This is a genomic window from Streptomyces sp. NPDC006624 (assembly GCF_040611555.1).
Taxonomy (GTDB): Bacteria; Actinomycetota; Actinomycetes; order Streptomycetales; family Streptomycetaceae; genus Streptomyces.
Genome location: NZ_JBEXOM010000005.1, coordinates 119,160 through 144,019, shown reverse-complemented (window position 1 = coordinate 144,019; position 24,860 = coordinate 119,160). Strand labels below are relative to the sequence as shown.

Below are 24,860 nucleotides of genomic sequence, written 5' to 3'. Positions count from 1 at the left end.
TGCCACCCGGGTTACCCGACCCCGGCACGTCGACCAGCGAGGGCGTCCCCGGCGCCCGGGCGCCGGGGACGCCGGGAACGGAAGGCCCATGAGCAGCGGCTTCACCAGCCCGGAGGGCTACGGCTCGGACCCCTTCGGAGAATTCCTCGCACGCTTCTTCGGCGGACCCCGCCCGGGCCCCCGCCAGATCGACCTCGGCCGGCTGCTGAGCCAGCCGGCCCGGGAGCTCGTCCGGGGCGCCGCCCAGTACGCCGCCGAGCACGGCAGCCGGGACCTCGACACGGAGCACCTGCTGCGGGCGGCGCTGTCCACCGAACCCACCCGGACCCTGCTCAGCAAGGCGGGCGCGAACCCCGACTCGCTGGCCTCCCAGATCGACGAGCGGTCGGGCCCGGCCCAGCACACCCCGGACGACGCCCCGCCGCCGACCGCGCTCTCCCTCACCCCGGCCGCCAAGCGGGCGCTGCTCGACGCGCACGACATGGCCCGGGCCCGCGGCTACGGCTACATCGGCCCCGAGCACGTCCTCAGCGCCCTGGCCGCCAATCCGGACTCGGCCGCCGGGCACATCCTGAACGCGGCCAAGTTCGCGCCCTCCAACCCGCCCGAGGCACCGGAGGCCCCCCAGGCCGAGCGGCCGCGCGTGACGAACACCCCGACCCTGGACAAGTACGGCCGCGACCTCACCGAACTGGCCCGGCAGGGCCGGATCGACCCGGTGATCGGCCGGGAGCAGGAGATCGAGCAGACCGTCGAGGTCCTCTCCCGCCGCGGCAAGAACAACCCCGTGCTCATCGGTGACGCGGGCGTCGGCAAGACCGCCGTCGTGGAGGGCCTGGCCCAGCGCGTCTCCGAGGGGGACGTGCCCGAGCTGCTGGTCGGGCGCCGGGTGGTCGCCCTGGACCTGACGGGTGTGGTCGCGGGCACCCGCTACCGGGGCGACTTCGAGGAGCGGATGAACAACATCGTGGGCGAGATCCGCGCCCACTCCGACCAGTTGATCATCTTCATCGACGAACTGCACACCGTGGTCGGCGCCGGTGCCGGGGGCGGCGAGGGCGGCTCCATGGACGCGGGCAACATCCTCAAGCCCGCCCTGGCCCGCGGTGAGCTGCACATCGTCGGCGCGACGACCCTGGAGGAGTACCGCCGGATCGAGAAGGACGCGGCGCTGGCCCGCCGCTTCCAGCCGATCATGGTGCCCGAGCCGACGGCGGCGGACGCCATCGAGATCCTGCGCGGCCTGCAGGACCGCTACGAGGCCCACCACCAGGTCCGCTACACCGACGAGGCGCTCGTGGCCGCCGTCGAGCTGTCCGACCGCTACCTCACCGACCGCCGGCTGCCCGACAAGGCGATCGACCTGATCGACCAGGCCGGCGCCCGGGTGCGGCTGCGGGCCCGGACCAAGGGCACGGACGTGCGGACCATGGAGCGGGAGCTGGAGCAGCTCACCCGGGACAAGGACCAGGCCGTCGCGGACGAGCAGTACGAGCAGGCCACCCAGTTGCGCGACCGGATCGCGGAGCTGAAGCAGCGGATCACCGACGCCGGGGGCGAGGGCGAGGTCGACGAGGGCCAGGACCTGGTCGTCGGGGCGGAGGCGATCGCCGAGGTGGTGTCCCGGCAGACGGGCATCCCGGTCAGCAGCCTCACCCAGGAGGAGAAGGACCGCCTGCTGGGCCTGGAGGAGCACCTCCACCAGCGGGTCGTCGGCCAGGACGAGGCGGTCCGGGTGGTCTCGGACGCGGTCCTGCGCTCCCGTGCCGGGCTCGCGGCGCCCGACCGCCCGATCGGCAGCTTCCTCTTCCTCGGCCCGACCGGCGTCGGCAAGACCGAGCTGGCCCGGGCGCTCGCGGAGGCCCTGTTCGGCAGTGAGGACCGGATGGTCCGCCTGGACATGAGCGAGTACCAGGAGCGCCACACGGTCAGCCGCCTGGTCGGTGCCCCGCCCGGCTACGTCGGGCACGAGGAGGCGGGCCAGCTCACCGAGGTCGTCCGCCGCCACCCGTACTCGCTCCTGCTGCTGGACGAGGTCGAGAAGGCCCACCCGGACGTCTTCAACATCCTGCTCCAGGTGCTCGACGACGGGCGGCTGACCGACTCCCAGGGCCGCACGGTCGACTTCACCAACACGGTCATCGTGATGACCAGCAACCTCGGCTCCGAGGCGATCACCCGCCGCGGCGCCATGGTCGGGTTCGCCTCGGGCGGCGCGGACGCGGACGAGGAGGCGCGCCGCGAGCAGATCCTGCGCCCCCTGCGCGAGCACTTCCGGCCGGAGTTCCTCAACCGCATCGACGAGATCGTCGTCTTCCGCCAGCTCACCACGGAGCAGTTGCGCCGGATCACCGATCTCCTGCTGGACCGCACCCGCTCGCTCGTGCGGAGCAAGGGCGTCACCGTCGAGTTCACCGACCGGGCCGTGGAGTGGCTGGCCGACCACGGCTACCAGCCGGAGTACGGCGCCCGGCCGCTGCGCCGCACGATCCAGCGCGAGGTGGACAACGAACTGTCACGCCTGTTGCTGGACGGCAGTGTCGGCGAGGGCGGCCGGGTGACGGTGGACGTGGCGGACGGTCGGCTCGCGTTCAGTACGGAGCCCCGGTAGGGGCGCGGGGGCCGCACGGGCCCCCGCCCTCCCGCTGCCCGGCACTCAACGCGCCGGCCGCACCACCATCGCCGACCCGCCACCGCGCCGCACGGTCTCGGCGGCTGCCAGCCACTTCCCGCCCGGCAGCCGCTGCACCCCCGTGGCCGCCCCGATCTCCGGGTTGGCCTTGAAGGAGTGCCCGACCGCTTCGAGTTGCTTCCGCACGCCGGGGTCGAGCCCCGGCTCCAGGTCCGTCTGCGCGGCGTTGCGCTGGCTGGCCCGGGGCGCGGCGATCGCGTCGACGAGCGGCATGCCCCGGTCGAGGAACCCGGTGAGCGTCTGCAGCACGGTCGTGATGATCGTCGCCCCGCCCGGCGACCCCAGCGCCACCACGGGCTTGCCGTGCCGGTCGAGCACGATCGTCGGCGCCATGGAGGAGCGCGGCCGCTTGCCCGGGCCCGGCAGGTTCGGGTCGTGCACGGCCGGGTTCGCCGGGGTGAAGGAGAAGTCCGTCAGCTCGTTGTTGAGGATGAAGCCGCGGCCGGGCACGGTGATGCCGCTGCCGCCCGTCTGCTCGATGGTGAGCGTGTAGGAGACGACGTTGCCCCACTTGTCGGCCACGGTCAGATGGGTGGTGCTGTCGCCCTCGTACGTCGTGGGAGCGGCCGTGCCGCCGGCGTCGCACGCCTCGGGGTCGCGCGGGTCCCCGGGCGCCACGGGGCTCGTGAGCACCGCGTCGTCCTCGATGAGGCAGGCGCGTGCGTCGGCGTGGCGCTGCGACAGCAGTTCCTTCGCCGGTACGTCCTCGAAGGCGGGGTCGCCCACCCACCGGCCCCGGTCCGCGAAGGCGATCCGGCTGGCCTCGATGAACCGGTGCAGGTACCGGGCCCGGCTCGCCGTCGACAGGTCGGTCCGCTCCAGCATGTTGAGCGCCTGGCCCACCGTCGTGCCGCCGGAGGAGGACGGCGCCATGGAGTAGACGCCGAGGCCCCGGTAGGAGGTCCGGCTGGGTGCCTGGAGCTTGGTGCGGTACGCCGCGAGGTCCTTCGCGGTCAGGTCGCCCGGCCGCGCGTTCCACCCGGAACCGGGGTCCACCGGCGGCTTGTTGACGGTGTCGACGATGTCCCGGCCGATGCCGCCGCGGTAGAGGGCGCCGACTCCCTTGCGGGCGAGCTCGGCGTAGGTGCGCGCGAGGTCGGGGTTCTTGAAGGTCGAGCCCACGGCGGGCAGTTCGCCGCCCGGCAGGAACAGCTCGGCGGTGTCCGGGAAGTAGCGGAAGCGCGTCTCGTTGGCGGCCGTCTGCGCGCGGAAGGTCTCGTCGACCGTGAAGCCGTCGCGGGCGAGGCGCTCGGCCGGCTTCAGGACGCCCGCGAGCCGCTTGCTGCCCCACCGGTCGAGGGCGCTCTGCCAAGTGGCGGGCGTGCCGGGGGTGCCGACGCTCAGTCCGCTGCTGACGGCCTCGGCGAAGGGGACGGGCTTGCCGTCCTCGACGAACAGGTTCCGGTCGGCGCTCAGCGGGGCGGTCTCGCGGCCGTCGATGGTGCGTACCGTGCGGGAGGCGGCGTCGTAGTAGACGAAGTAGCCGCCGCCGCCGATGCCCGCGGAGTAGGGCTCGGTGACGCCGAGCGCGGCGGCGGTGGCGACGGCCGCGTCCACGGCGTTGCCGCCCTTCCTGAGAATCTCGATGCCGGCGGCGGAGGCGTCCGGGTCGACGCTGGAGACCGCGCCGCCGTAGCCGACGGCCAGGGGCGTCTTCTCCTCGCCGGCGCTCCGCGCGGTGGGCGGCGCCGCCGCTCCCACCGAGACCACCACGGCGGCCGAAACCGCCAGGACCATCAGATTCCGTGCGACAGGGCGACGCATCCGCACCTCCAGTCAAAGGCCGTCCGCGCAGCCTAATTCATCGACATGCCCTCGTCAGGTGTACGCCGAACGCGTGTCCGCCCGGCCCGCTACCATGCGCGCCCATGAACGACGACGTGCGCAACATCGTGCTGGGCGTGATAGCGGCGGGCATCAGCGCCGCACTCGGCTGGGTGGCCAGGACGTACCTGTACCGGCGCAGGCTGCGCAGGAAGCAGGCGTTCTTCGGGCTGCCCGACAACTCCGAGTCCCTGCTGGTGGTCAACCGGGGCGCGGCGGGACCGGAGTTCGCGGTGATGCGCTACGACGTGTTCGCGCTGCTCGAACTCGCGGCGCTGATCAAGGACTGCAACGCCCACGCCCAGATCCTGCCGCACGACACGGCGCGTCAGGGCTTCGGCGAGCGCACCGAGTTCTGCGTCGGCGGCCCGGCGTCCAACCGCCGGATGGCGGCCCATCTGTCGTCGCTGCTGCCGGGGGTGCGGGTGAACGTGGACTCCGAACCGAGCCCGGACCGCGGCTCGTTCCAGATCGGCACCGAGCGCTACCGCGTGGAGCACGGCAAGGAGGAGTACGCGCTGCTCGCCCGGCTCACCGCGGACCGCAGCCGGACCACCCGTCCCGTCTTCCTCTTCTGCGGCCAGACGTCGATCACCAACCAGGCCACCACCCGCTATCTCGCCCGCAATCACGAGCGGCTGAGCCGCAAGTACGGCGGCAGTCCCTTCGTGCTGCTGCTCAAGGTGATCAACTCGCAGGCCTACGGGCCGGACGTGGTGGAGCTGGTGGAGGACGTCACCCGGGCGGCGCAGACCCCGCTGCCCGCCGCGGCTCCACGCAACACCCACCGCGCGTCCTGAGTTCCTCCACTTCTCAACAATCGTTACTGGCACGTAACTTACCGACGGGTTACCCCTGGTAAGGGCCCGAGGTTACCGTCTGGTCACTTTGCACTGACACGAGTGAGGAGTGACCGTGGGACCCCACCGCAAGGCCCTGCGCACCACCGCCGTAGGCGCCGTCTCGGCGACCCTGGTCGCCGGCACCGCCCTCGGGATCGCCCCCACCGCCCAGGCCGCGCCGCACCCCGTCCGCTTCGTGGACATCGCCGGCGACGGCGGCACCGTCCTGAAGGCCAACGTCGTCACCCCGGCCGGGGCGCGCGGCACCGAGCGCTTCCCGCTGCTCGTGCTGCCCACGAGCTGGGGCTTGCCCCAAGTCGAGTACCTCGCCCAGGCGCAGCAACTCGCCGACTCCGGGTACGTCGTGGTCACCTACAACGTGCGCGGCTTCTGGCAGTCGGGCGGCGAGATCGAGGTGGCCGGCCCGCCCGACGTCGCGGACGCCTCGAAGGTCATCGACTGGGCGCTCGCCCACACCCCCTCCGACGCCTCGCACATCGGCATGGCGGGCGTCTCCTACGGCGCCGGCATCAGCCTGCTGACCGCCGCGCACGACAAGCGCGTCAGGGCGGTCGCCTCGCTGAGCGGCTGGGCCGACCTGATCGGCTCGATCTACGCCGGGCGCACCCAGCACGTCCAGGCGGCCGCCCTGCTGGACGGCGCGAGCATCGTCACGGGCCGTCAGGGCGCGGAGGTGCGGCAGGTCTTCGACGACTTCTACAGCTCGAACCTGGCGAAGGAACCGGAGCTCATCGCCTGGGGAAAGAAACGTTCCGCTGCGACCTACGTGGACCGGATCAACGACAACGGTACGGCGATCATGCTCGCCAACGCCTGGGGCGACTCGGTCTTCCCGCCCAACCAGTACGCCGACTTCTACGAGAAGCTCACCGGCCCCAAGCGGCTGGAGATGCGCCCCGGGGACCACGCCACCCCCGAGCTGACCGGACTGTTCGGACTGCCCAACGACGTGTGGAAGGACACCCGGCGCTGGTTCGACCACCACCTCAGAGGCGAGGACAACGGCATCGACCGCGAGCCGCCCGTCCGGCTCAAGTCCCGCTCCTCCGGCGGCTACGAGGGCTACCCGGACTGGAAGTCGGTCGGCGCCGACGAGCGGAAGATCGCCCTGGCGGACTCCCGGACCATCCGCGCGAACGTCAACTCCGGGGCGGACGGCGGAGTCGTCTTCCTCTCCAGCATCCTCGACCAGGTGGCCAAGCTGCCCCCGATGGCCTCGATCCCGCTGCTCCCCCGCCGCTGGGCGGCGGTGTGGCAGTCCGGGAAGTACGCCACGGCCCAGCAGGTCCGCGGAACGGCCAGGCTGCACACGACCCTCACACCGACCAAGGAGAGCGGCACCCTCGTCGCCTACCTGTACGACGTGGGGCCGCTCGGCCTCGGCAAGCTGGTCTCCCACGCGCCGTACACCTTCCACGGGCGCACCCCCGGAAAGCCGTTCGGCGTCGACGTGGAGCTGTACTCCACGGCCTACGACGTCCCGGCCGGGCATCGCCTCGCCCTGGTCGTCGACACGGTCGACCCGCTCTACATCGAGCACAACCCGTCCGGCGCGCAGCTGACCTTCTCCTCGCCGGCGAACGACCCGTCGTACGTGTCGGTTCCGCTGCGCGAGCAGTGATCTCCGGCTGCCGCCGGACGGGCCTGGCCGATGTGGACCGCCGCCCCCGCGGCCTTCGGGCCGTGGGGGCCACGCCCCGGTGGGGACGCCCCGCAGACCGGGCGGGCGGTCTGCTCACCCCCGGCGGGTTCGGCGGAATCTGGCGAAGTCCCCCTCTCCGACAGGGATGAAGGGCACATCGTAGTCGAGGTCCGGCACGAGGAGCCGTCCGGTACCTGCCCGTTCAGTGCTTGAGGATCTTGGAGAGGAAGTCCTTGGCGCGGTCGCTGCTGGGGTTGGTGAAGAACTCGTCGGGCGTGCGGTCCTCGACGATCCGGCCGTCCGCCATGAAGACGACCCGGTTGGCGGCCGAGCGGGCGAAGCCCATCTCGTGGGTGACGACGATCATGGTCATGCCCTCGCGGGCGAGCTGCCGCATGACCTCGAGGACCTCGTTGATCATCTCCGGGTCGAGGGCCGAGGTCGGCTCGTCGAAGAGCATCACCTTGGGCTCCATGGCCAGGGCGCGGGCGATCGCCACGCGCTGCTGCTGGCCGCCGGAGAGCTGTGCCGGGTACTTGTCCGCCTGGTCGGCGACGCCGACCCGCTCGAGGAGCCGGTGGGAGCGCCGGTCGGCCTCCTCCTTCCGGCGCCCGCGGACCTTGATCTGCCCCAGGGAGACGTTCTGCAGGACGGTCTTGTGGGCGAACAGGTTGAACGACTGGAAGACCATGCCGACGTCGGCGCGCAGCCGCGCCAGGGGCTTGCCCTCCTCCGGCAGCGGCTGCCCGTCGACGAGGATCTCCCCGGACCCGATGGTCTCCAGCCGGTTGATCGCCCGGCACAGGGTCGATTTCCCCGACCCCGACGGGCCGATGACCACGACCACCTCTCCCCGGTTCACGGTGAGGTCGATGCCCTGCAGGACATGGAGGTCACCGAAGTGCTTGTTGACGTCACGCAGCTCGATCAGCGGATCGACGGCCATACTCAGCCCTACTCACTCTCAGCTGTGTGGTGGTTGCCGCAACGTATCCAGGCGGGATCCGAGGCGCGGAGCGACACGCACTTTTCGATCATTAGCCGTATTTACGTCGGACTTTGGGCCAACGCTTCCGGCCAGGGGGTTCATGACTCCGCGACTTCGGCGTACAGCTGGGACAGCTCGGGCACCCCGTGTGCGGCCCACTCGTGCCCGGAGTCCACGACGTCGAACTCCCGTCCGGAGGCGAGCCGGACCACCGGCTGCCCGTCGGGGCGGATCTCCCAGGCGGCACCCGGGACGGTGCGCACGATGACGGTGCCCAGGTAGAGCCCGGCGTCGTTGCCAAGCCAGGCCAGGGTCTCCTCGTCGTCCCGCCAGCGCGGCACCAGCTGGTCCAGCTCCTCCAGGGAGGACGCCGAGTCGTCCAGCAGGACACCCTCCCGGGAGGCCTGGGAGCGGAGCAGCTCGCACTCGGCGAGGAGTTCCGCGATGCCGGTCGGATCGGGGAGCCCGAGCTTCTGGCGCCGGTTGCCCAGGAAAGGGATGTTCATACGTCCAGCGTGTCATTCGTAGCGCCGTATGCACCACAGGGCGCGCGGACCTCCGGTGACGGTCGAGTTCACGCCGACTTCACGCGGGGCGCGTTGACGGGTCCCGTCCGCCTCCCTAACTTCACCGTGCGCCGTGCGCAACGGCCGTCGTGGAGTCTTCTGTCCGGTCCCCGCGTCGCGTGGGCTCGCGTCGTGTCGCGAAGAGCGGGAGGAGTCGGCCGTGCGCCGATGTGTCCGGGGGATGCTCGTCGTCCTGGCCCTGTCCGGGTTCTTGATCCCGGCCGTCCCGGCCCCGGCCGCCGAGCCGGAACGGGCCGCGCCGGTCCCGCTTGAGCGGCTGTTCGACAACGTCGCCGTCAGCGACGACGACCGGCCCGGGCAGGCGGATTTCGACGGCGCCGGGGCCTCCCTGTCCGCGCGGGACCTGACGGCCGCGGGCTGGACGCCCGGCCGCGTCCTCACGGTCCAGGGGGCCCGGCTGACCTGGCCGAAGCGGCGGCCCGGCGAGCCGGACAACGTCCGCGCCGCCGGGCAGCACGTCCGCGTCACGGGCCGCGGCGACGCCCTGGCCTTCCTCGTGGCGGGCACCGCCGGCACCGAGGTGGGCGGCACCGGCACGGTCACCTACGCGGGCGGCGCCCGGTCCGGCTACCGGCTGACCGCGCCCGACTGGCGCACCGGCCCGCTCGCCACGAAGGCCGTGGCCCTGCCGCACGTCAACACCCCGGCCGGTCAACTCGCCGAGCGCGCCCGGCTGTACGTGGTGACCGTGCCGCTGGTCCCGGGACGTACCGTCGCCTCGGTCCGGTTGCCGGACGCGGCCGGGCTGCACGTCTTCGCCCTGTCGGTGCGCACCGCCACGCGGGGCTGGACCGGCAGCTGGGCGACGTCCACGGGCGGTTACAGCGCGGTGGGGCCCTGGACGGACCGCACCCTGCGGCTGGTCGTGCACACCTCGGCCGGCGGGCCCCGGGTGCGGGTGCGGTTCGACAACACCTTCGCGGCGGCGCCGGTGCGGATCGGCCGCGCGACGGTGGCGGTGCGGGACGCGGGCGCCGCCTCGCGGGGCACCCCGGTGCCGCTGTCGTTCGGCGGCGCCGAGGGCACGGTGATCCCGGCCGGGGCGCAGGCGTACAGCGACCCCCTCGGCTTCGCCGTGCCCGCCGGCGGCGACCTGCTGGTGAGCTTCCACCTGCCCGGCACGGTGACGGCGGCGCCCGTGCACCGGCTCGCACAGCAGCGGTCGTACGTCAGCGAGCCGGGTGATCACGCGGCGGACGGTTCCGCGGCGGCCTACACCTCGGTGATCACCGGCTGGCCGCTGCTCGCCGGGGTCGACGTGGGCGGCGGGCCCGGATCGGTGGTGCTGCTCGGGGACTCCGTCACCGACGGCGACAAGTCCACGGTGGACGCCAACCGCCGCTGGCCGGACGTCCTGGCCGGCCGGCTGCTCGGCCAGAGCGACGTGCCGCGCTATGGCGTGCTGAACCAGGGCATCTCGGGCAACCGCGTGGTCACCGACCGGTACCCCGGAGACGGGGTGTCCGCGGACACCGCCGGGGTGAGTGCCCTGCACCGCTTCGACCGGGACGTCCTCGCCCAGCCGTCGGCACGGACGGCGGTCGTCTTCGAGGGCGTCAACGACCTGCGCTGGGGCGCCTCGGCGCAGCAGGTGATCGCCGGGCTGCGGGAGATCGCCGCGCGCGGGCACGCCCGGGGGCTGCGGATGCTCGCCGCGACGATCCTGCCCTGCGAGGGCGAGACGCGGTGCACGGCCGCCGTCGACGCCGAGCGCGCCGCCGTGAACGCGTGGGTCAGGGACAGCGGGGTCTTCGACGGCGTCCTCGACTTCGACGCCGTCGTGCGCGACCCCGCCCGTCCGGCCCGGATGCTGCCCGCGTACGACAGCGGGGACCACCTGCACCCGGGCGACGCGGGGCTGGCCGCGCTGGCCGGATCGGTCGACCTGCGGCTGCTGCGGCCCTAGCGGGACCGCTCGGGCCGCCTCGCGGACCGGAAGGTCAGACGTCCAGATCCACCACGACCGGCGCGTGGTCCGACGCGCCCTTGCCCTTGCGCTCCTCGCGGTCCACATAGGCGTCGCTGACCGCCTTGGCGAACGGCGCGTTGGCGTACACCAGGTCGATGCGCATGCCGCGGTTCTTCGGGAAGCAGAGCTGGCGGTAGTCCCAGTACGTGAAGGGGTGGTCGTACTTCAGGGGCCGCGGGACCACGTCGGAAAGGCCCGCCTCGCGCAGGGAGGCCAGGGCCGCGCGCTCGGCGGCGGTGACGTGGGTGGAGCCCTCGAAGGCGGCGGGGTCGAAGACGTCGTCGTCCGTGGGTGCCACGTTGTAGTCGCCCATCACCGCGAACGGGCGGCTGCCGGCCGCGTCACCGGCGACGGCGGCCTTGAGCGCCTCGAACCACCGGAGCTTGTAGGCGTAGTGCGGGTGGTCCACCTCGCGGCCGTTGGGCACGTAGACCGACCAGACGCGCAGCGGGCCGCAGGTCGCCGAGATGGCGCGGGGCTCCACCGAGCCGTCGAAGCCGGGGTCGCCCGGCAGGCCCTTGACGACGTCCTCGATGCCGACGCGGGAGAGCACCGCCACGCCGTTCCACCGGCCGGTGGCGTGGACCGCCGACTCGTAGCCCAGCTCGCGCAGCTGCTCCGACGGGAACTGCTCCTCGGAGACCTTGGCCTCCTGGAGGCACAGCACGTCCGTGCCGCTGCTCTCCAGCCAGGCCAGGAGCCGGGGCAGGCGGGCGGTGATCGAGTTCACGTTCCAGGTCGCGATGCGCATGTCCCACAACCTACCCGGAGGGTCTGACAAGCCCGCCCGGCCCCGTCAGACCTCGGCCGAGTCCCCGGGCGCCAGCCGCAGGTGCGCGGAGCCGCCGAGCTGCCCGATCTGGCGGTCGTAGATCGGCCGGGCCAGGTCCGTGAGCAGGGCGTCGTGGATGTCGTAGGCCCGCTGCGGCCGCACCTCGCGGACGTAGTCGATCACCTCGCTGATCTTGCTCCAGGGCGCCATGACGGGGAGCATCAGCGTCTCGACCGGGTGGTCGGGGACGGTGAGGGCGTCGCCGGGGTGGAAGACCCGGCCGCCGTCGATCAGGTAGCCGACGTTGGTGATGCGCGGGATGTCCGGGTGGATCACCGCGTGCAGCTCGCCGTGCACCTGGACGTCGAAGCCGGCGGCGGTGAAGGCGTCGCCGTGGCCGACGGTGTGGACACGGCCCGGGAAGGCGGAGGAGATCTTCTCCGCGACCGCCTTCAGGGTCCAGATCTCAGCCGCCGGGTTGGCCTCCATCGCGGCGCGCAGCCGGAACTCGTCGAAGTGGTCGGGGTGCTCGTGGGTCACCAGGATCGCGTCCGCGCCGAGCGCGGCGTCCTCCTCGGTGAACCCGCCGGGGTCGAGGACGAGGGTCCGGCCGTCCTTCTCCAGACGGACGCAGGCGTGCGACTTCTTCGTGAGCTTCATGCCTCCATCCTGCCCCCGCGCTCCCGCGCCCGGGCTCACTCCTGGGGCGTGGTCTCCTCCAGGACGACCTGCTGCGCCACCTTGAACGCGCTGTTGGCCGCCGGTACGCCGCAGTAGACGGCCGCCTGCAGCAGCACTTCCCTGATCTCGTCCGGGGTGAGGCCGTTGCGCAGGGCGGCCCGGGTGTGGAAGGCCAGCTCGTCGAGGTGGCCGCCGGCGACGAGGGCGGTGAGGGTGATGCAGCTGCGGGTGCGGCGGTCCAGGCCGGGGCGGTCCCAGATCTCGCCCCAGGCGTAGCGGGTGACGAACTCCTGGAAGTCCCCGGAGAAGTCCCCGGCCTGCTCCAGTGCCCGGTCGACGTGCGCGTCGCCGAGCACCTCGCGGCGGACCTTGATGCCGGCGTCGTAGGGGTCGGGCCGTCCCTGGGGCTGCGGCGGAACGGCGGCGGGGGCGATCTCGGCGACCGGCCCGGTCTGCGGGGGCTGCGGCGGTGCCGGGGACGGGGCCTGCTTGAGGGCGGCGGCCGTGGGCAGGGCGATCTGCCCGGTGGAGGTCTCGAAGGCGGGCTGCCAGGCGGTGGAGAAGTGCCGTACGAGCAGGTCCGTGACCGCGGCGGGCTGCTCCACCGGCACCAGGTGGGAGGCGCCGGGCACGACGGCGAGGCGGGCGTCGGGGATGCCGGCGACCAGGGTGCGGGCCTCGGCGGGGCCGGTGACCTGGTCGTCCGAGCCGACGAGGACCAGGGTCGGCACGCCGATCCGGCCGAGTTCGGTCCGGATGTCGAAGGAGGCGAGCGCCTCGCAGGCGGCGATGTAGCAGCCGGGGTCGGTGGTGCGCACCATCTGCACGGCCCACTCGGTGATCGCGGGCTGCGCGGCGGCGAACCCGCCGGTGAACCAGCGCTCGGGGGCGGTGCGGGCGATGGGGTCGAGGCCGTTGGTGCGGACGATCACGCCGCGCTGCCGGAACTCGTCGGCCGTGCCGAAGCGCGGCGAGGCGGCGATCAGGGCGAGGGAGGCGAGGCGCTCGGGGTGGCGCAGGGCCAGCTCGATGCCGACCGCGCCGCCGAGCGCGCAGCCCGCGTAGCCGAAGCGCTGCACGCCGAGCCCTTCCAGGGTGACCAGCAGCCGGGTGGTGAGGTCGGAGACGGAGCCCGCCGGGTACGCCGGCGCGCCGCCGTGCCCCGGCAGGTCGAACCGGAAGACGCGCCACTGCTTGACCAGTTCGGGGATCTGACGGTCCCACATGTGCCAGGTGGTACCCAGTGAGGGACCGAGGATCAGGACCGGAGCGTCTTCGGGCCCGTCGAAGCGGTATTGCAGGGTGTTCGGTGGTGTCTCACTCACGCCCCAGACCCTCTCACGTCTCACGGGATGCCCCTATAACGGGGGTTTGGTGGATACCGTCCTGACCAGGTTGAAGACCTCTCGGGCGGCATATCGCTTGAGGCATCGAATGATCTCACGTCGGGTCTTGCCCTCCTGGGTGCGGCGTTCGTGGTACGCCTGGGTGCGGGGATCGCAGCGCAGCCGGGTGAACACGATGCGGTGCAGGGCGGCGTTCGCCTGCCGGTCGCCGCCCTGGTTGAGGCGACGCGAGATCCTGCGGCCCGAGGAGTACTCGATGGGACTGACCCCGCACAAAGCGGCGAAGGACGCCTCGGTGCTCAGCCGCTCGGGATTGTCTCCCATGGTGATCAGCAAAGTGACGGCACTGTCGGGGCCGATGCCCACGGGTACGAGCAGTTGCGGGGCATGGCGCTCGACGAGCCGGGTCAGGCGTCGGTTCAGCTCGTCGATCTGCCCGGTGAGCTGCTCGATGCGCTCGGCGAGCATGCTCAGGGTCATATGGGTGGCTTGGGCCACCGCGTCCTCGTCGCCCCCGCCGTCGTGCAGGTCGAGGCGCGCGCATGTGCGGAACAGCTCGCGGTTGCCCAGACCAGACAAGCGTTCCCGTAGAGCGGGGTCGGCTATGACCAGGACGGCCTTGAGCTGATTGATCGCCTGGGTCCGTGCCTTGACCGCGGAGTCCTTTGCGAGTTTGAACATCCGGGCGCTGTGCACCGGACCGTCGCCGGTTTTGGCCCCGGCCCGGGCGCGACCGCTGAGCACGGCCCGCGCAGCAGCCTGCGCATCGAGCGGGTCCGACTTCCCGAGCAGCCGGCGGGCCGTGCGGTCGGGCCGGTTCACTTCGTACACCTGGACGTGCTGAGCCATCAGGTGGCGGGACAGGCCCGCGCCGAAGGTGCCGGTGCCCTCCACACCGGCCCGGCGCACCGTCCCCAGCTTGCGGGCCCAGACGAGCAGCCGACGGTAGCCGGCCGCCGTGGCCGGAAAGGACTTGGTGCCCAGTACCTGACCCAGTGGGCAGAGAACGGCGGCGACATGGACCTCGCCGTGCGTGCCCACGCCCAGGACGACCTCGCCCGGAACGGGAGGATCCGCGCTCGAGGAGGTGCTGCGCTGTCTGGTCGTCATGGTGGTTCGCCTCCCGCGTGGTGACCTGCTGGGTGGCTGGCACCGGGTTGGTCGGGCGGTCTGAACCGTGATGGCGCCTGATGTGCGGCAAGGCCCCTATTGGGACACGCCCTGTGGCTCGGTGACTGACAGCAGACACCATCCCGCGACGACAGTCGACAAGCCCGTGACTGGACACTTCGGTCAAAGATCTCATGAGTCAGACCCCGCCCGGGACGGCGCTGCGCGACCTTCCCACCGACAGCGGCACAAAAGCATCGTCCGATCACTTTCGGAAGCCTTCGTCTCGACCGGTGGCCAACTGCTGCCGCATGACGAGAGGATGGCCTGCTTCCTCGTCCGCTCGCGACCGGCATTGCCAGACACCCGGTATGTCCCGCTCGGCAGACCTCCTCCGGTACAAGATCTCGCTGTGCCGACCTGCGCTCTCGCGGCGGGAACGATGCTCCTTTTCAACCTTCTCCAACCTTTGGTCACCCAGTACCGCACTAAACGCGCGATAGCCCGCGCGCGGCCAGCGCCCCTGTCGGGGGAGGTCAGCCAAAGACAGCGCTCCCACGTGATCTTGCCCCGACGCCTCCGGCAAGCCGCCCCGCGCGTGGACCGCGCTGACCCGGTACGAACAAGCCCGGGTCGCCAGGGGTCCGACGACAGCCACTGACCGCCGCAGCGGCTCGCCGACCGGGCCCGCCAGGGGCACGCTGGGAACCATGAGCAGCGCGCCGATCGTCGTACACCCGCCCTCCCGCACTGGCGGCCGCAGAGTCACCGTGCACTCCGGGGCCCGGGACGAGATCCTCGGCACCGCCTACAGCGATCACGATCTGGTGGTGTTCCTCGAAGGAGCGGGCGTCCAGGACGCCGACAGCATCCTGGACGACGACCGGTGGGTTGAATGGCGCGGCGGCCGCGCGCACCAGTGGACCACTGCCTGACTACCTGTGCTGAGCTGCCGTCGGCGCTCAGGGGCTGCGGCCCGTTCAGTCACGGAACCGATCCGTTCTGGCCGATCCGTCGCCACGGGAGGATGTGCGTTCTCATGCGAAGGGACCTTTGAGTGCCTGTTCGGACGTACCAGGGGGCAGCCAAGCGGGCAGCTGTCCCCGTCGGTGCCCAAGCCACTGGTGCAGGTGCCGGAGAAACTCGCCTGGTTCGATTTGCACCTCGTCGCTGCCCGCAGCCGGGACAGGTCGGCCGCGGGCCTCAACCGGGCGGTGCGGCAGCGACCTACGGGCGCCGGATCAGGAAGTAGCGGCGGAAAGCGATGCGTTGTCACTCCTCCTTGGGCTCAGAGATGGCGTCGAGCATCGCCTGCGCCTCTGGCGTGACCTCCAGGCTCGGATTGTTCTTGACCGCGCGCATCTCGGGCAGCCTCAGCGACCCCAACTGCTCGGCGGTGAGCGGCCCGCCGCTGCCTACGGTGTACGCCTCCAAGAGCATGGCGGAGTATCGGTCTCTCTCCATCGTGATGACACGCTTGCGATACATGACCATGGCCAGTTCCACGAGCTTCAGCGCATCTCGCTCGTCCACCTCCCGTGCCACAGAGAGCAAGGTCCGCAGGTGCTCGGGCACCGTGTCATCGGGCCGAACGTCACACCACTGCTCGGCGACCAGTTCGCGGACACGGCGTTCGGTGACCTCCAGAGCTTTGGCCAGGTACGGGAACAGGGCCGGCTCAGGAGGATTGTCGATCTCTGTCCAGTACATCTTGTTCCACCAGGTCACTGAGCGTTTGAATTCGCAGTCGGCCGCCATCTGCTGGTATGTCTTGCCGCGCCGGTTCAACTCGGCGACACGGTAGGTGAATACGTTTGCCGTGCGGAGAGCATCAGCAGAGGTTTACGTCCTGTCAACTCTCGTTGAGAGTGACGCTGCGTTCTGGTATTGCCCTTCGCACACGGCAGCGCGCCGGCGCTGCCCCAGTGAGCGAAATCGGCCCACGGCCCGCTCGGAGTATCCGAAAGCGGCGGCCAAAGCCGCAGTGCCTGTGGCAGCGTCTACCCAGAGGAAAATACAGGGGGGACATGCCTGACCAGCAGCAGCGGCGCGTGCGGCTTCGCCTTGCGCGGCAGACGCCGTCACCGGCCCGGGTCCGTGCGAGAGTCCGAGACTCTACACAGAATTCCGACACCGCGTCAGAGCGGAAGCGGATCCCGTGGATTCACGTCGGCACGGTGATCGGCGTCGTCGCAGGTGTCGGGAGCCTCGTGTTCACCGGTATCGCTACCTCGGAGCGGTCACCGCTCAAGAACAGCTCGCACAGGCCAGGGAAGACAGCGAACAACAGCAGCGCAATCAGGCAAGTCGTATGGCGTTCTGGGAGGAGGACGCCGGGCGCCTGGAAGATGAAGCGCTCCGTCTGGTCAACAGGTCCGCCGACCCTGTTACCAACATCGACGTCCGCCTTGCCGTCACTTATCTGGGCAAGGAGTACCAGATCTCAGCGCGGGACATCAACGTCCCGCCATGCATGGAGGTCGTCTACCGGCCGGCGAAGATGACTGCTTGGCTGGACGACGGCCAGTTGGTGAACCTAAGCCGGATGACCGGCTGGAGCACACTGCTCGTCGCATTCACTGACAGCGCTGGAGTGGACTGGGCAAGAGGGACGACGTTCCTCCTCGGAGGGGTGGAGGGGAAGAACGTCTACGAGAAGGGCGGCAAGCCCACAGGGAGCCTCCTGCCTTCAGAGACGACAGCGACGAAGCCGGTGGAGCCCTGCGGGACGGGAAGCTGAACGACAGGGATCGACGAAGGGCGTCTACCCGAGGCGGTGAGGGTTTGAACGCCCTGTGGTGTTCCTAGCTTTCCAGGAAGGCCGGTGGCAGCCCTTGCCTGACCTGGTCACGTCTCATCTGCCGCCTCGAGCAACGCCTTCAGCCGCCGCTCGACGGCACTCTGGCGCAAGACCGCGGTCGCTTTCGGTTCCACGCCCAGGAGGGCGTCACGGAACGCGGGAAGCATGTCGGCAACCGCATTCCGCGTCCGGGTGCTCTACCTCAACCAGCCGGCTGGCCTGGACGCCGAGTGGCTGTTCGCCTCCGCGCACCTGCCGAAGGCGAAATTTGCTGCGCATGGAGGACGGCTCGGTCATGCTGACCGCGTCCACCGCGTCCACCGCGTCCACCGCGTCCACCGCGCCCGAGCGACCGCCTTCGGGGAGTCCGTGGCCCGCTCCCGCTACGACCTCCAGTTCATCACCGCCCCGAACGGCGCCGTGCAGCCGACGCGCTCCGTACGGTGTTCGCCGGGACTCGCGTGGTCACCGCGGCGGCCAGCGACGCCGACGACAAGGAGAGCGGCCTCGTGGTCCACTCGCAGAAGTCCGGCGAGTTCCTCCTGCGGATCACCCGAGCCCGGCTGCGCGGCGCGACACTCGTGAGCATGCTGGCGTTCAAGGACGCGAAGTCGTCCTCGACACGCTGGAGCGGAGCGCGGCGGCCGTCGCCCCGATTTGCCCGCCCCAGGCCAGCGCCCGGCCGCACCCCGTAGTCAGATGAACCGTCGTGCGACGGTAAGGGCCCGGCGTCCCGAAGCCGGGATGCCGGGCCGGCCCCCTTACCGGGGCGCGATCAGGCGGGGCGGATGTTCTCAGCCTGCGGGCCCTTCTGGCCCTGCGTAACGTCGAACTCGACCTTCTGGCCCTCCTGCAGCTCGCGGTAGCCCTGGCTGGCGATGTTGGAGTAGTGGGCGAAGACGTCGGGGCCGCCGCCCTCCTGCTCGATGAAGCCGAAGCCCTTCTCGCTGTTGAACCACTTCACTGTGCCCTTGGCCATGACTGTCTCCTTTGAGGGAAACCGGGCACGCACGCTGCGCGACCGGGAGGTGATCGCCCTGGTCCGGAGAGGCGCTGAACAGCAAGAACGCCCGTGATGGCGATCACGGGCGAACGGAACTTCGGAACCACGACTGCTGATCACAACGCTATAACGGCATGACGGAAGCCGCTAGCGAAAACGCGCCAGCATCAGGCCCGGAACGAAAGGCTGGATCGCCCGTGAGGCTCAGCCGATGGTGATCAAGCAGTTTCGCGCCCTTCTTCTGCACAAGGCGGTGGCGAGGCATGGCCTCCCCGCCGCCGAGTGTTTTCCGGGTGGGCCTCACCGATCATGCGTGACCGGCTCTTCCCGACACGAACGCGGATCAGGTCGCCTGGGCCATGCGCTGCCAGGCGGCGGCGAGCTTGGCCACGTCGACGCCTTCGCGCCTCAAGGGAGCGCCGAGGGCACCCGAGTCTCGACTACTGCGAGTGGGACCAGTGCCGAGGCCCGCCGGGAGGCAGCGAACGCCGGAAAACACGACAGGGTGCACGAGGTCTTCTCCAGCACCGGGCGAACGGCCACGGAAGGTGGTACCGCTTTCACCACTCCCTATCCCCGGTCGCCGGCGTGATCCGATCGTGCCGACGCACCCACTGCGGGTCCCCCGCTCCGTCGGGAAAAGGAGATCGCACAGGCAATGGATCACCCTGTCCCGCTCTCCGGGTACCGTCAGGGTATGAGTCATCCGCACCCCGAACTGAAAGCCGCCCCGCCCCTTCCCGAGGGAGGGCTTCGGGTCATCGCCCTGGGCGGTCTGGGGGAGATCGGCCGCAACATGACCGTCTTCGAGCACGCGGGCAAGCTGCTCGTCGTCGACTGCGGTGTGCTGTTCCCCGAGGAGACCCAGCCCGGTGTGGACGTGATCCTGCCGGACTTCACCTCGATCCGGGACCGGCTGGACGACGTCGTGGCCGTGGTGCTCACCCACGGCCACGAGGACCACATCGGCGGCGTGCCGTACCTGCTGCGCGAGCGGCGCGACATCCCCGTCGTCGGCTCGAAGCTGACGCTGGCGTTCCTGGAGGCCAAGCTCAAGGAACACGGCATCCGGCCGCGTACGGTGCGGGTGCGGGAGGGCGACCGGCGCGGTTTCGGGCCCTTCGACTGCGAGTTCGTGGCGGTCAACCACTCCATCCCCGACAGCCTCGCGGTCGCGATCCGCACCCGGGCCGGGATGGTGCTGCACACCGGCGACTTCAAGATGGACCAGTTCCCCCTCGACGACCGGATCACCGATCTGCGCGCCTTCGCCCGCCTCGGCGAGGAGGGCGTGGACCTGTTCCTCACCGACTCCACCAACGCCGAAGTACCCGGCTTCACCACCTCCGAGCGTGAGCTGAACCCGGCGATCGAGCAGGTGATGCGCACCGCGCCGCGCCGGGTCATCGTCTCCAGCTTCGCCAGCCATGTGCACCGCATCCAGCAGGTCCTGGACGCCGCCCACCAGCACGGCCGCAAGGTCGCCTTCGTCGGCCGGTCGATGGTCCGCAACATGGGCATCGCCCGTGACCTGGGCTATCTGAAGGTCCCCTCCGGTCTGGTCGTGAGCACGAAGGAGCTGGAGAAGCTCCCGGACCACAAGGTCACTCTGGTGTGCACTGGCTCCCAGGGCGAACCGATGGCCGCGCTGTCACGCATGGCCAACCGCGACCACATGATCCGCATCGGCAAGGGCGACACCGTCCTGCTCGCCAGCTCCCTCATCCCCGGCAACGAGAACGCCATCTACCGGGTGATCAACGGACTCACCCGGTGGGGCGCCCACGTGGTCCACAAGGGCAACGCCAAGGTGCACGTCTCCGGGCATGCCAGCGCCGGTGAACTCGTCTACTGCTACAACATCGTCAAACCCCGCAACGTCATGCCGGTACACGGTGAATGGCGCCACCTGCGGGCCAACGGCGACCTCGCCATCCGTACCGGCGTCGACCCCGACCGGGTCGTCATCGCCGAGGACGGCGTCGTCGTCGACCTCGTCGACGGGCGCGCGTCCATCACCGGCAAGGTCCCCGCCGGCAACGTCTACGTGGACGGCATGGAAGTCGGTGGCGCCACCGAAGCGTCCCTCAAGGACCGCCTCACCCTCGCGGAGGAGGGCGTCGTCACGGTGGTGGCGATCGTCGACGCAGACACCGGCGCCCTCGCCGAGGCCCCCGACTTCCTGGCCCGCGGCTTCGTCCACGACGACACCACCTTCGAACCGGTCATCCCCGTCATCGAGAAGACCCTGGCCACCGCGGCCGAGGAAGGCGTCGGGGACGCGCGCCAACTCGAACAACTTCTCGCCCGCGCCGTGGCGAACTGGGCGTTCCGCACCCACCGCCGCAAGCCCCTCATCATCCCCGTCATCATCGACGCCTGAGCCACAGCACGGCAGCACGGCAGCACGGCCCCCGGCCCCGGTCGCGGCCCCGCCGGCACCGAGGTCGGGCACGGGAGTCAGCAGCCACCCCCGGCTCCTGCCCGGCGGCCACCATGCAGGAGAAGACGGTGCCCTGCCCACCGGCACGTCATGGCTGCGATCGCAAATTCAGCGTCCCCAAGAACAGCGCTGGAAGACAAACTGCATGACGAGCCGAACGCGTCACGCGGGCACGCACAGTCAGCTTCACGGCGATGCTCCACCGGAGCGCTCCAGTGAGGCTTCGTCTCACGGCTCCGGGCAGAGGCTCGCCAAGGATGCTCCCCGGCGGGGCCTCGGTCTATCACCGGCGCTGTCACGCGTCTGTCACCAACTAGGCCGGCGCCACCGGACCGCAAAGCGCTGACCTGCTACAACGCACACACCACGGACTGGCGTGGACGCCCATAGACGGTCTCTACCACCTGTGCCAGGTGGTACCCAGTGAGGGACCGAGGATCAGGACCGGAGCGTCTTCGGGCCCGTCGAAGCGGTATTCCAGGGTGTTCGGTGGTGTCTCGCTCACGCGTCAGACCCTCTCACGTGTCACGAGATCTCACACGGCCGGGGGAACCCGGTCAGACCGACCGGGCCTCGGACCTCGTCGACCGCGACGTCGTCGCCGGCGCCCCGAACCGGCGCTGGGTCGCGGACCTCAACCACGTGAAGGAGATCTCTACCGAACCAGGAACGGTTCACGGCGTGCTCCGGAGGAAGACGGCGGGCTCAGCACAGGCCCCGTCTTGCGCGTGCACCACCAGATGATCGCGGTGATCACGATGACGGCGAGGGCCGGAATGAGCAGGGTGGGGGAACCGACTCCGGAGGACCGGTCGGAGAGTTGCCCGCCCAGGTCGACGCGCAGCAGCGACGCGCCGAGCAGGGCGCCCGTGTTGAGAATGGCGTGGAGGACGATCGCGATCTCCAGGCCGCCGGTGCGCCAGGTGATGATCGCCAGGCACGTCCACAGCACGAAGTACCAGATGTTGATGTAGAGGTCGGTGGAACCGTGCACAGCCGTGAACAGCACACTCGACACGAGTACACCGGCGACGACTCCCACTCGTGGGCTGCGGGTCCAGCTGCCGATGACGCGGAACATCAACCCGCGGACCCCGTATTCCTCTCCCGTGGTCTGCAGTGGTGTGAGGAGGAGGGTGGCGACGAAGATGCCGACGAGGTCGGAGTGCGACCAGGCCACCTCGGTACTCGGGGCCAGCAGACCGATCAGGTTGACGGCGGCCCAGACGGGGCCGAACACGAGAAGGGCCTTGCCGAACAGGTCGAACCGGAACCGGGAGGTCACCGAGTGCAGTGAGGCGCCGGGCACGCCGTAGAGCCAGCGCTGGATGAGCATGCTCCACGGGATGAGCAAGGCGAGTGAAATCATCGAGCCGGCATGGAAGAGCGGGGTGTAGTCGTCGCCGCCGATGATGGGCGGGGTGTCGCCCATCCGCTGGTCGATGGGGGCGAGCGCCCTGCCGATGGCGGTGGGGAATACGACGAGTCCGGCCAGCAGCAGGACGATCGCGAGAATGCCGCGTCCGATGCGGCGCTTCTCGCCGGCGAGAACGCGGTGGTAGGCCACTCCGCCGGGTACGGCGCGCACGAGGCGCGGCGGGGCGGGCATGAGGAGCCAGCTGGGTGTGGTCATTGTGTTCATGTGCCTTTCTCCTGGACGGATCAGCGGCCGGCGGCGTCGAGCAGGGAGGAGTACCACAGCCGGAGGGCGCGCTCCATGCTTGCCAGGAAGGCTCCGGCGCCCGGGGTGATGTTCAGTCACGGCGGCAGCTGGACGGGCGCTTCGAACGTCCCGCCCCTTTCCGCGGCCTGTGGGGTGTGTGAGAGGGGTTCGGCGGGCTGCGGCAGGTTCGGTCCCACGCCGATCAGAGGCAGCAGCACCGAGAAGGTGCTGATCCCTCTGCTCAGCGTCGGACGGTCGGCGCCGCAGCGGGCTCGCCGTCCCCCGGCCGAGGCGGGGCGGGAGCGAGCTGATGCGGTTGTCCGGCCGCAGGGCAGGAGTGGCAGCGCTTGATCCCGAAGTTGCTCGTCGCCACCTCGATGACGCTGCCTTCGACCGGGAAGACCGCAGGCAGCTTCGACTCGGCCACATGTCTTGCGTCCTGGACCAGGCGTGCGCGGAACTTGCTGTCGTCCAGCCGCGCCCAGTGCCGCACGTCGGCGGCGTACGTCCGGAACAGCGAGCGCAAGGGGAGTTGCCACCAGCGGAACGGCCGCAGTCCCCTTCCGTCTCCTGGCATCAGACATTTCGACGCCATCCGTCGCCTTGATGACAAATGCCCGCACCTCTCAGCCGTCGGCCGCGACGCCACTAGTACACCGTACTAGTAGAACGCTAGCACACTGTACTAGTCGCCTCGCAAGGGGCCGAGGAGCAGGACAAGAGCGGGGCAAGGCACGGCGGCAAAGCTGAGCGTTCGAGCGGTCGCGGCACGTGTGGAGTCCAGCGACGAAGCCCGGGAAGAACAGGCGGATCTTCCGCGAGCAGCAGGAGGAAGATCGCCCCCGGCTGCGCCCCCTGATCCGCGGCGCCTACGAGCGGGGTGCGACGACCGGCTGGAGCGGCCTGCCGCCGGAGTTCAAGGCTTGCTCGTCGCGTCCGTCGCTGCGGGCCTGCCGTGGCAGCGGGCCCACTTGCGTCCGCCTCCGCAGGGGCAGGGGGCGTTGTGCGGCCGGTGGGTGTCGGCTTCCGCGTACTGGCGCATGATCAGCGCTGGGGGTCGTCCCCGTCGCAGCAGTCCGGCCATGGCACGCATCGGGCCGTCGATGTGGTGGAAGAACGCCGTGTAGCCGGCGCACAGGTGGTTGAGGCCCGGCTCGCCGTCCGGTGTGGTGGTGAAACGGTCCTTGGGGCAGCCGCCGTGGCAGGCGAAACGGACGTCGCAGTCCAGGCAGTAGCGAGGCAGGGTGTCGTGTTTGTCCTGACCGAACTTTCGCTGGCGCGGTGAGTCGACCAGTTCCAGCAGGTGCCGGTCGCCGATGTTGCCGAGCAGGTGCTCGGGCTCGACGAAGTGGTCGCAGGAATAAAGGTCCCCGTTGTGTTCCAGGGCGAGAGCACTGCCACAGGACCTGGAGTGCACGCAGAGGGAGGGCTGTTCGCCGTACCAGTTGGCCAGCGCCGCGTCGAACATCTGGACGTAGATCCGGCCGACGTCGTGGCGTACCCAGTCCTCGAAGACGTCGATGAGGAACCGGCCGTACTGGTGCCCGGTCACCGACCGGCCGCTGACGCGGTCGCCCTCCTGCCGGTACAGGGGCCGCTCCTTGGCGCGGGTGCCCCAACCGGCCTCGGCCCGGGGCAGGTTGTCCGCGGTGACGCGTTCCACGATCGGGATGAACTGCATGTGCTCGGCGCCGCAGTCGTCGCGCAGGAAGGCATAGACCTCGCGGCCGTGCCCGGCGTTGGCGTCGTGCAGGGTGGTCAGCGCGTTCCATTGCACGCCGTGCCGGCGCAGGTGGCCGAGTCCGCGCAGCACACGGTCGAAGGTGGACTTGCCGCCCTTGTCGACCCGGTAGGCGTCGTGCATCTCGCGCGGGCCGTCGAGGGAGAGCCCGACCAGGAAGTCGTGGTCCCGGAAGAAGCGGGCCCACTCGGCGTCGATCAGCGTGCCGTTGGTCTGGATGGTGTTGACGATCCGCTGCCCGGGACGGGCGTAGCGCCGCTCGTATTCCACGGACCGGCGGAAGAAGTCGAGGCCCATCAGCGTGGGCTCACCTCCCTGCCAGGCCACCGTGACCTCGGGTGCCGGGCCGTGCGCCTCGATCAGCTGACGGATGTAGGCATCCAGCAGTTCGTCCGCCATACGGAACCTGCTGCCCTCGTAGAGCAGTTCCTTCGACAGGAAGAAGCAGTAGGTGCAGTCCAGGTTGCAGACCGCCCCGGTCGGCTTGGCCAGCAGGTGGAACGGGCGGCGGCGGACGGTCGGATCCGGCAGCTCTACGCTGTTCATCGGCCCAGGATCGACGGCACGCACCGCTTCCCGCGTCACCCGTGCGGGGTGACGCGGGAGAAGCCCCCGGATGACCCCATGACCCCCTTCTCGGATGCCGCGTGCGTGACCGGCCGCCACGGTCCGGGAAGGCGGGGAGGGAGGGGAAGCCGGTGCCGAAGCCGGTGCCGCCCTTCCGAGCATGTGGCGG

20 protein-coding genes are annotated in these 24,860 nt (G+C 70.6%); 8 read left to right on the top strand and 12 right to left on the bottom strand.

All coding sequences use genetic code 11. From position 1 onward, the window contains the following. The first annotated feature begins 88 nt into the window (after positions 1-88). Positions 89-2,611, top strand: a complete 2,523-nt coding sequence (locus ABZY20_RS11405; RefSeq protein ID WP_356439972.1) for an ATP-dependent Clp protease ATP-binding subunit — start codon at positions 89-91, stop codon at positions 2,609-2,611. Positions 2,612-2,656: 45 nt separating this feature from the next. Here the strand turns inward: ABZY20_RS11405 and ggt are convergent, their stop codons facing one another. Beyond that, complete coding sequence (gene ggt / locus ABZY20_RS11400) at positions 2,657-4,456, bottom strand: gamma-glutamyltransferase (protein WP_356439969.1); 1,800 nt, start codon at positions 4,454-4,456, stop codon at positions 2,657-2,659. Between the two features lie 104 nt (positions 4,457-4,560). Between ggt and ABZY20_RS11395 the strand changes: the two genes are divergently transcribed. Both ABZY20_RS11395 and ABZY20_RS11390 read left to right on the top strand, forming a co-directional pair. Beyond that, positions 4,561-5,316 (top strand): hypothetical protein, encoded by a 756-nt coding sequence (locus tag ABZY20_RS11395; RefSeq protein WP_356439967.1) that lies wholly within the window; start codon positions 4,561-4,563, stop codon positions 5,314-5,316. 115 nt (positions 5,317-5,431) lie between these two features. Continuing rightward, complete coding sequence (locus tag ABZY20_RS11390) at positions 5,432-7,000, top strand: CocE/NonD family hydrolase (RefSeq protein ID WP_356439964.1); 1,569 nt, start codon at positions 5,432-5,434, stop codon at positions 6,998-7,000. Between the two features lie 223 nt (positions 7,001-7,223). Here ABZY20_RS11390 and ABZY20_RS11385 read toward each other — a convergent pair whose 3' ends face one another. Then, positions 7,224-7,967 (bottom strand): amino acid ABC transporter ATP-binding protein, encoded by a 744-nt coding sequence (locus ABZY20_RS11385; protein WP_356439961.1) that lies wholly within the window; start codon positions 7,965-7,967, stop codon positions 7,224-7,226. 140 nt (positions 7,968-8,107) lie between these two features. Then, a complete protein-coding gene (locus ABZY20_RS11380; RefSeq protein ID WP_356439958.1) occupies positions 8,108-8,515 on the bottom strand; it encodes a DUF6278 family protein in 408 nt (135 codons plus the stop codon). A 241-nt stretch (positions 8,516-8,756) separates the two neighbouring features. Between ABZY20_RS11380 and ABZY20_RS11375 the strand changes: the two genes are divergently transcribed. After that, positions 8,757-10,502 carry an SGNH/GDSL hydrolase family protein gene (locus ABZY20_RS11375; RefSeq protein WP_356440720.1) on the top strand — a complete coding sequence of 582 codons (1,746 nt, stop codon included), beginning with the start codon at positions 8,757-8,759 and terminating at the stop codon, positions 10,500-10,502. 34 nt (positions 10,503-10,536) lie between these two features. Here the strand turns inward: ABZY20_RS11375 and ABZY20_RS11370 are convergent, their stop codons facing one another. The 4 genes from ABZY20_RS11370 to ABZY20_RS11355 are packed head-to-tail and all read right to left on the bottom strand — an operon-like array spanning position 10,537 to position 14,474. Further along, entirely contained in the window at positions 10,537-11,316 is a 780-nt protein-coding gene (locus ABZY20_RS11370; RefSeq protein WP_356439956.1) for an exodeoxyribonuclease III, read from the bottom strand. A 45-nt stretch (positions 11,317-11,361) separates the two neighbouring features. Then, positions 11,362-11,997, bottom strand: coding sequence for an MBL fold metallo-hydrolase (locus ABZY20_RS11365; protein ID WP_356439953.1), 636 nt, complete (start codon positions 11,995-11,997; stop codon positions 11,362-11,364). A 35-nt stretch (positions 11,998-12,032) separates the two neighbouring features. Beyond that, the gene (gene pcaC / locus ABZY20_RS11360) at positions 12,033-13,343 is read right to left on the bottom strand and encodes a 4-carboxymuconolactone decarboxylase (RefSeq protein WP_356439950.1); all 1,311 of its coding nucleotides are present in this window, start codon (positions 13,341-13,343) and stop codon (positions 12,033-12,035) included. A 33-nt stretch (positions 13,344-13,376) separates the two neighbouring features. After that, positions 13,377-14,474, bottom strand: coding sequence for an IS110 family transposase (locus tag ABZY20_RS11355; RefSeq protein ID WP_356439948.1), 1,098 nt, complete (start codon positions 14,472-14,474; stop codon positions 13,377-13,379). Between the two features lie 710 nt (positions 14,475-15,184). Here ABZY20_RS11355 and ABZY20_RS11350 point away from each other — a divergent pair. After that, positions 15,185-15,409 carry a hypothetical protein gene (locus ABZY20_RS11350; RefSeq protein ID WP_356439946.1) on the top strand — a complete coding sequence of 75 codons (225 nt, stop codon included), beginning with the start codon at positions 15,185-15,187 and terminating at the stop codon, positions 15,407-15,409. Positions 15,410-15,746: 337 nt separating this feature from the next. On the opposite strand, the gene ABZY20_RS11345 is transcribed toward ABZY20_RS11350, so the two are convergent. After that, the gene (locus ABZY20_RS11345) at positions 15,747-16,262 is read right to left on the bottom strand and encodes a hypothetical protein (RefSeq protein WP_356439943.1); all 516 of its coding nucleotides are present in this window, start codon (positions 16,260-16,262) and stop codon (positions 15,747-15,749) included. 523 nt (positions 16,263-16,785) lie between these two features. Here ABZY20_RS11345 and ABZY20_RS11340 point away from each other — a divergent pair. Continuing rightward, complete coding sequence (locus tag ABZY20_RS11340; protein WP_356439941.1) at positions 16,786-17,214, top strand: hypothetical protein; 429 nt, start codon at positions 16,786-16,788, stop codon at positions 17,212-17,214. A 503-nt stretch (positions 17,215-17,717) separates the two neighbouring features. Further along, positions 17,718-17,969, top strand: a complete 252-nt coding sequence (locus ABZY20_RS11335; protein WP_356439939.1) for a hypothetical protein — start codon at positions 17,718-17,720, stop codon at positions 17,967-17,969. 80 nt (positions 17,970-18,049) lie between these two features. Here ABZY20_RS11335 and ABZY20_RS11330 read toward each other — a convergent pair whose 3' ends face one another. Further along, entirely contained in the window at positions 18,050-18,253 is a 204-nt protein-coding gene (locus ABZY20_RS11330; RefSeq protein ID WP_014670069.1) for a cold-shock protein, read from the bottom strand. 721 nt (positions 18,254-18,974) lie between these two features. On the opposite strand from ABZY20_RS11330, the gene ABZY20_RS11325 reads away from it, so the two are divergent. Beyond that, positions 18,975-20,660 carry a ribonuclease J gene (locus ABZY20_RS11325; protein ID WP_356439936.1) on the top strand — a complete coding sequence of 562 codons (1,686 nt, stop codon included), beginning with the start codon at positions 18,975-18,977 and terminating at the stop codon, positions 20,658-20,660. 715 nt (positions 20,661-21,375) lie between these two features. Here the strand turns inward: ABZY20_RS11325 and ABZY20_RS11320 are convergent. The 3 genes from ABZY20_RS11320 to ABZY20_RS11310 all read right to left on the bottom strand — a co-directional run bounded on the left by ABZY20_RS11320 (position 21,376) and on the right by ABZY20_RS11310 (position 24,670). Then, a complete protein-coding gene (locus ABZY20_RS11320; protein WP_356439934.1) occupies positions 21,376-22,362 on the bottom strand; it encodes a type II CAAX endopeptidase family protein in 987 nt (328 codons plus the stop codon). Between the two features lie 262 nt (positions 22,363-22,624). Next, complete coding sequence (locus tag ABZY20_RS11315) at positions 22,625-22,960, bottom strand: hypothetical protein (protein ID WP_356439932.1); 336 nt, start codon at positions 22,958-22,960, stop codon at positions 22,625-22,627. Positions 22,961-23,299: 339 nt separating this feature from the next. Next, entirely contained in the window at positions 23,300-24,670 is a 1,371-nt protein-coding gene (locus ABZY20_RS11310; RefSeq protein ID WP_356439929.1) for an anaerobic sulfatase maturase, read from the bottom strand. Between the last annotated feature and the right edge of the window lie 190 nt (positions 24,671-24,860).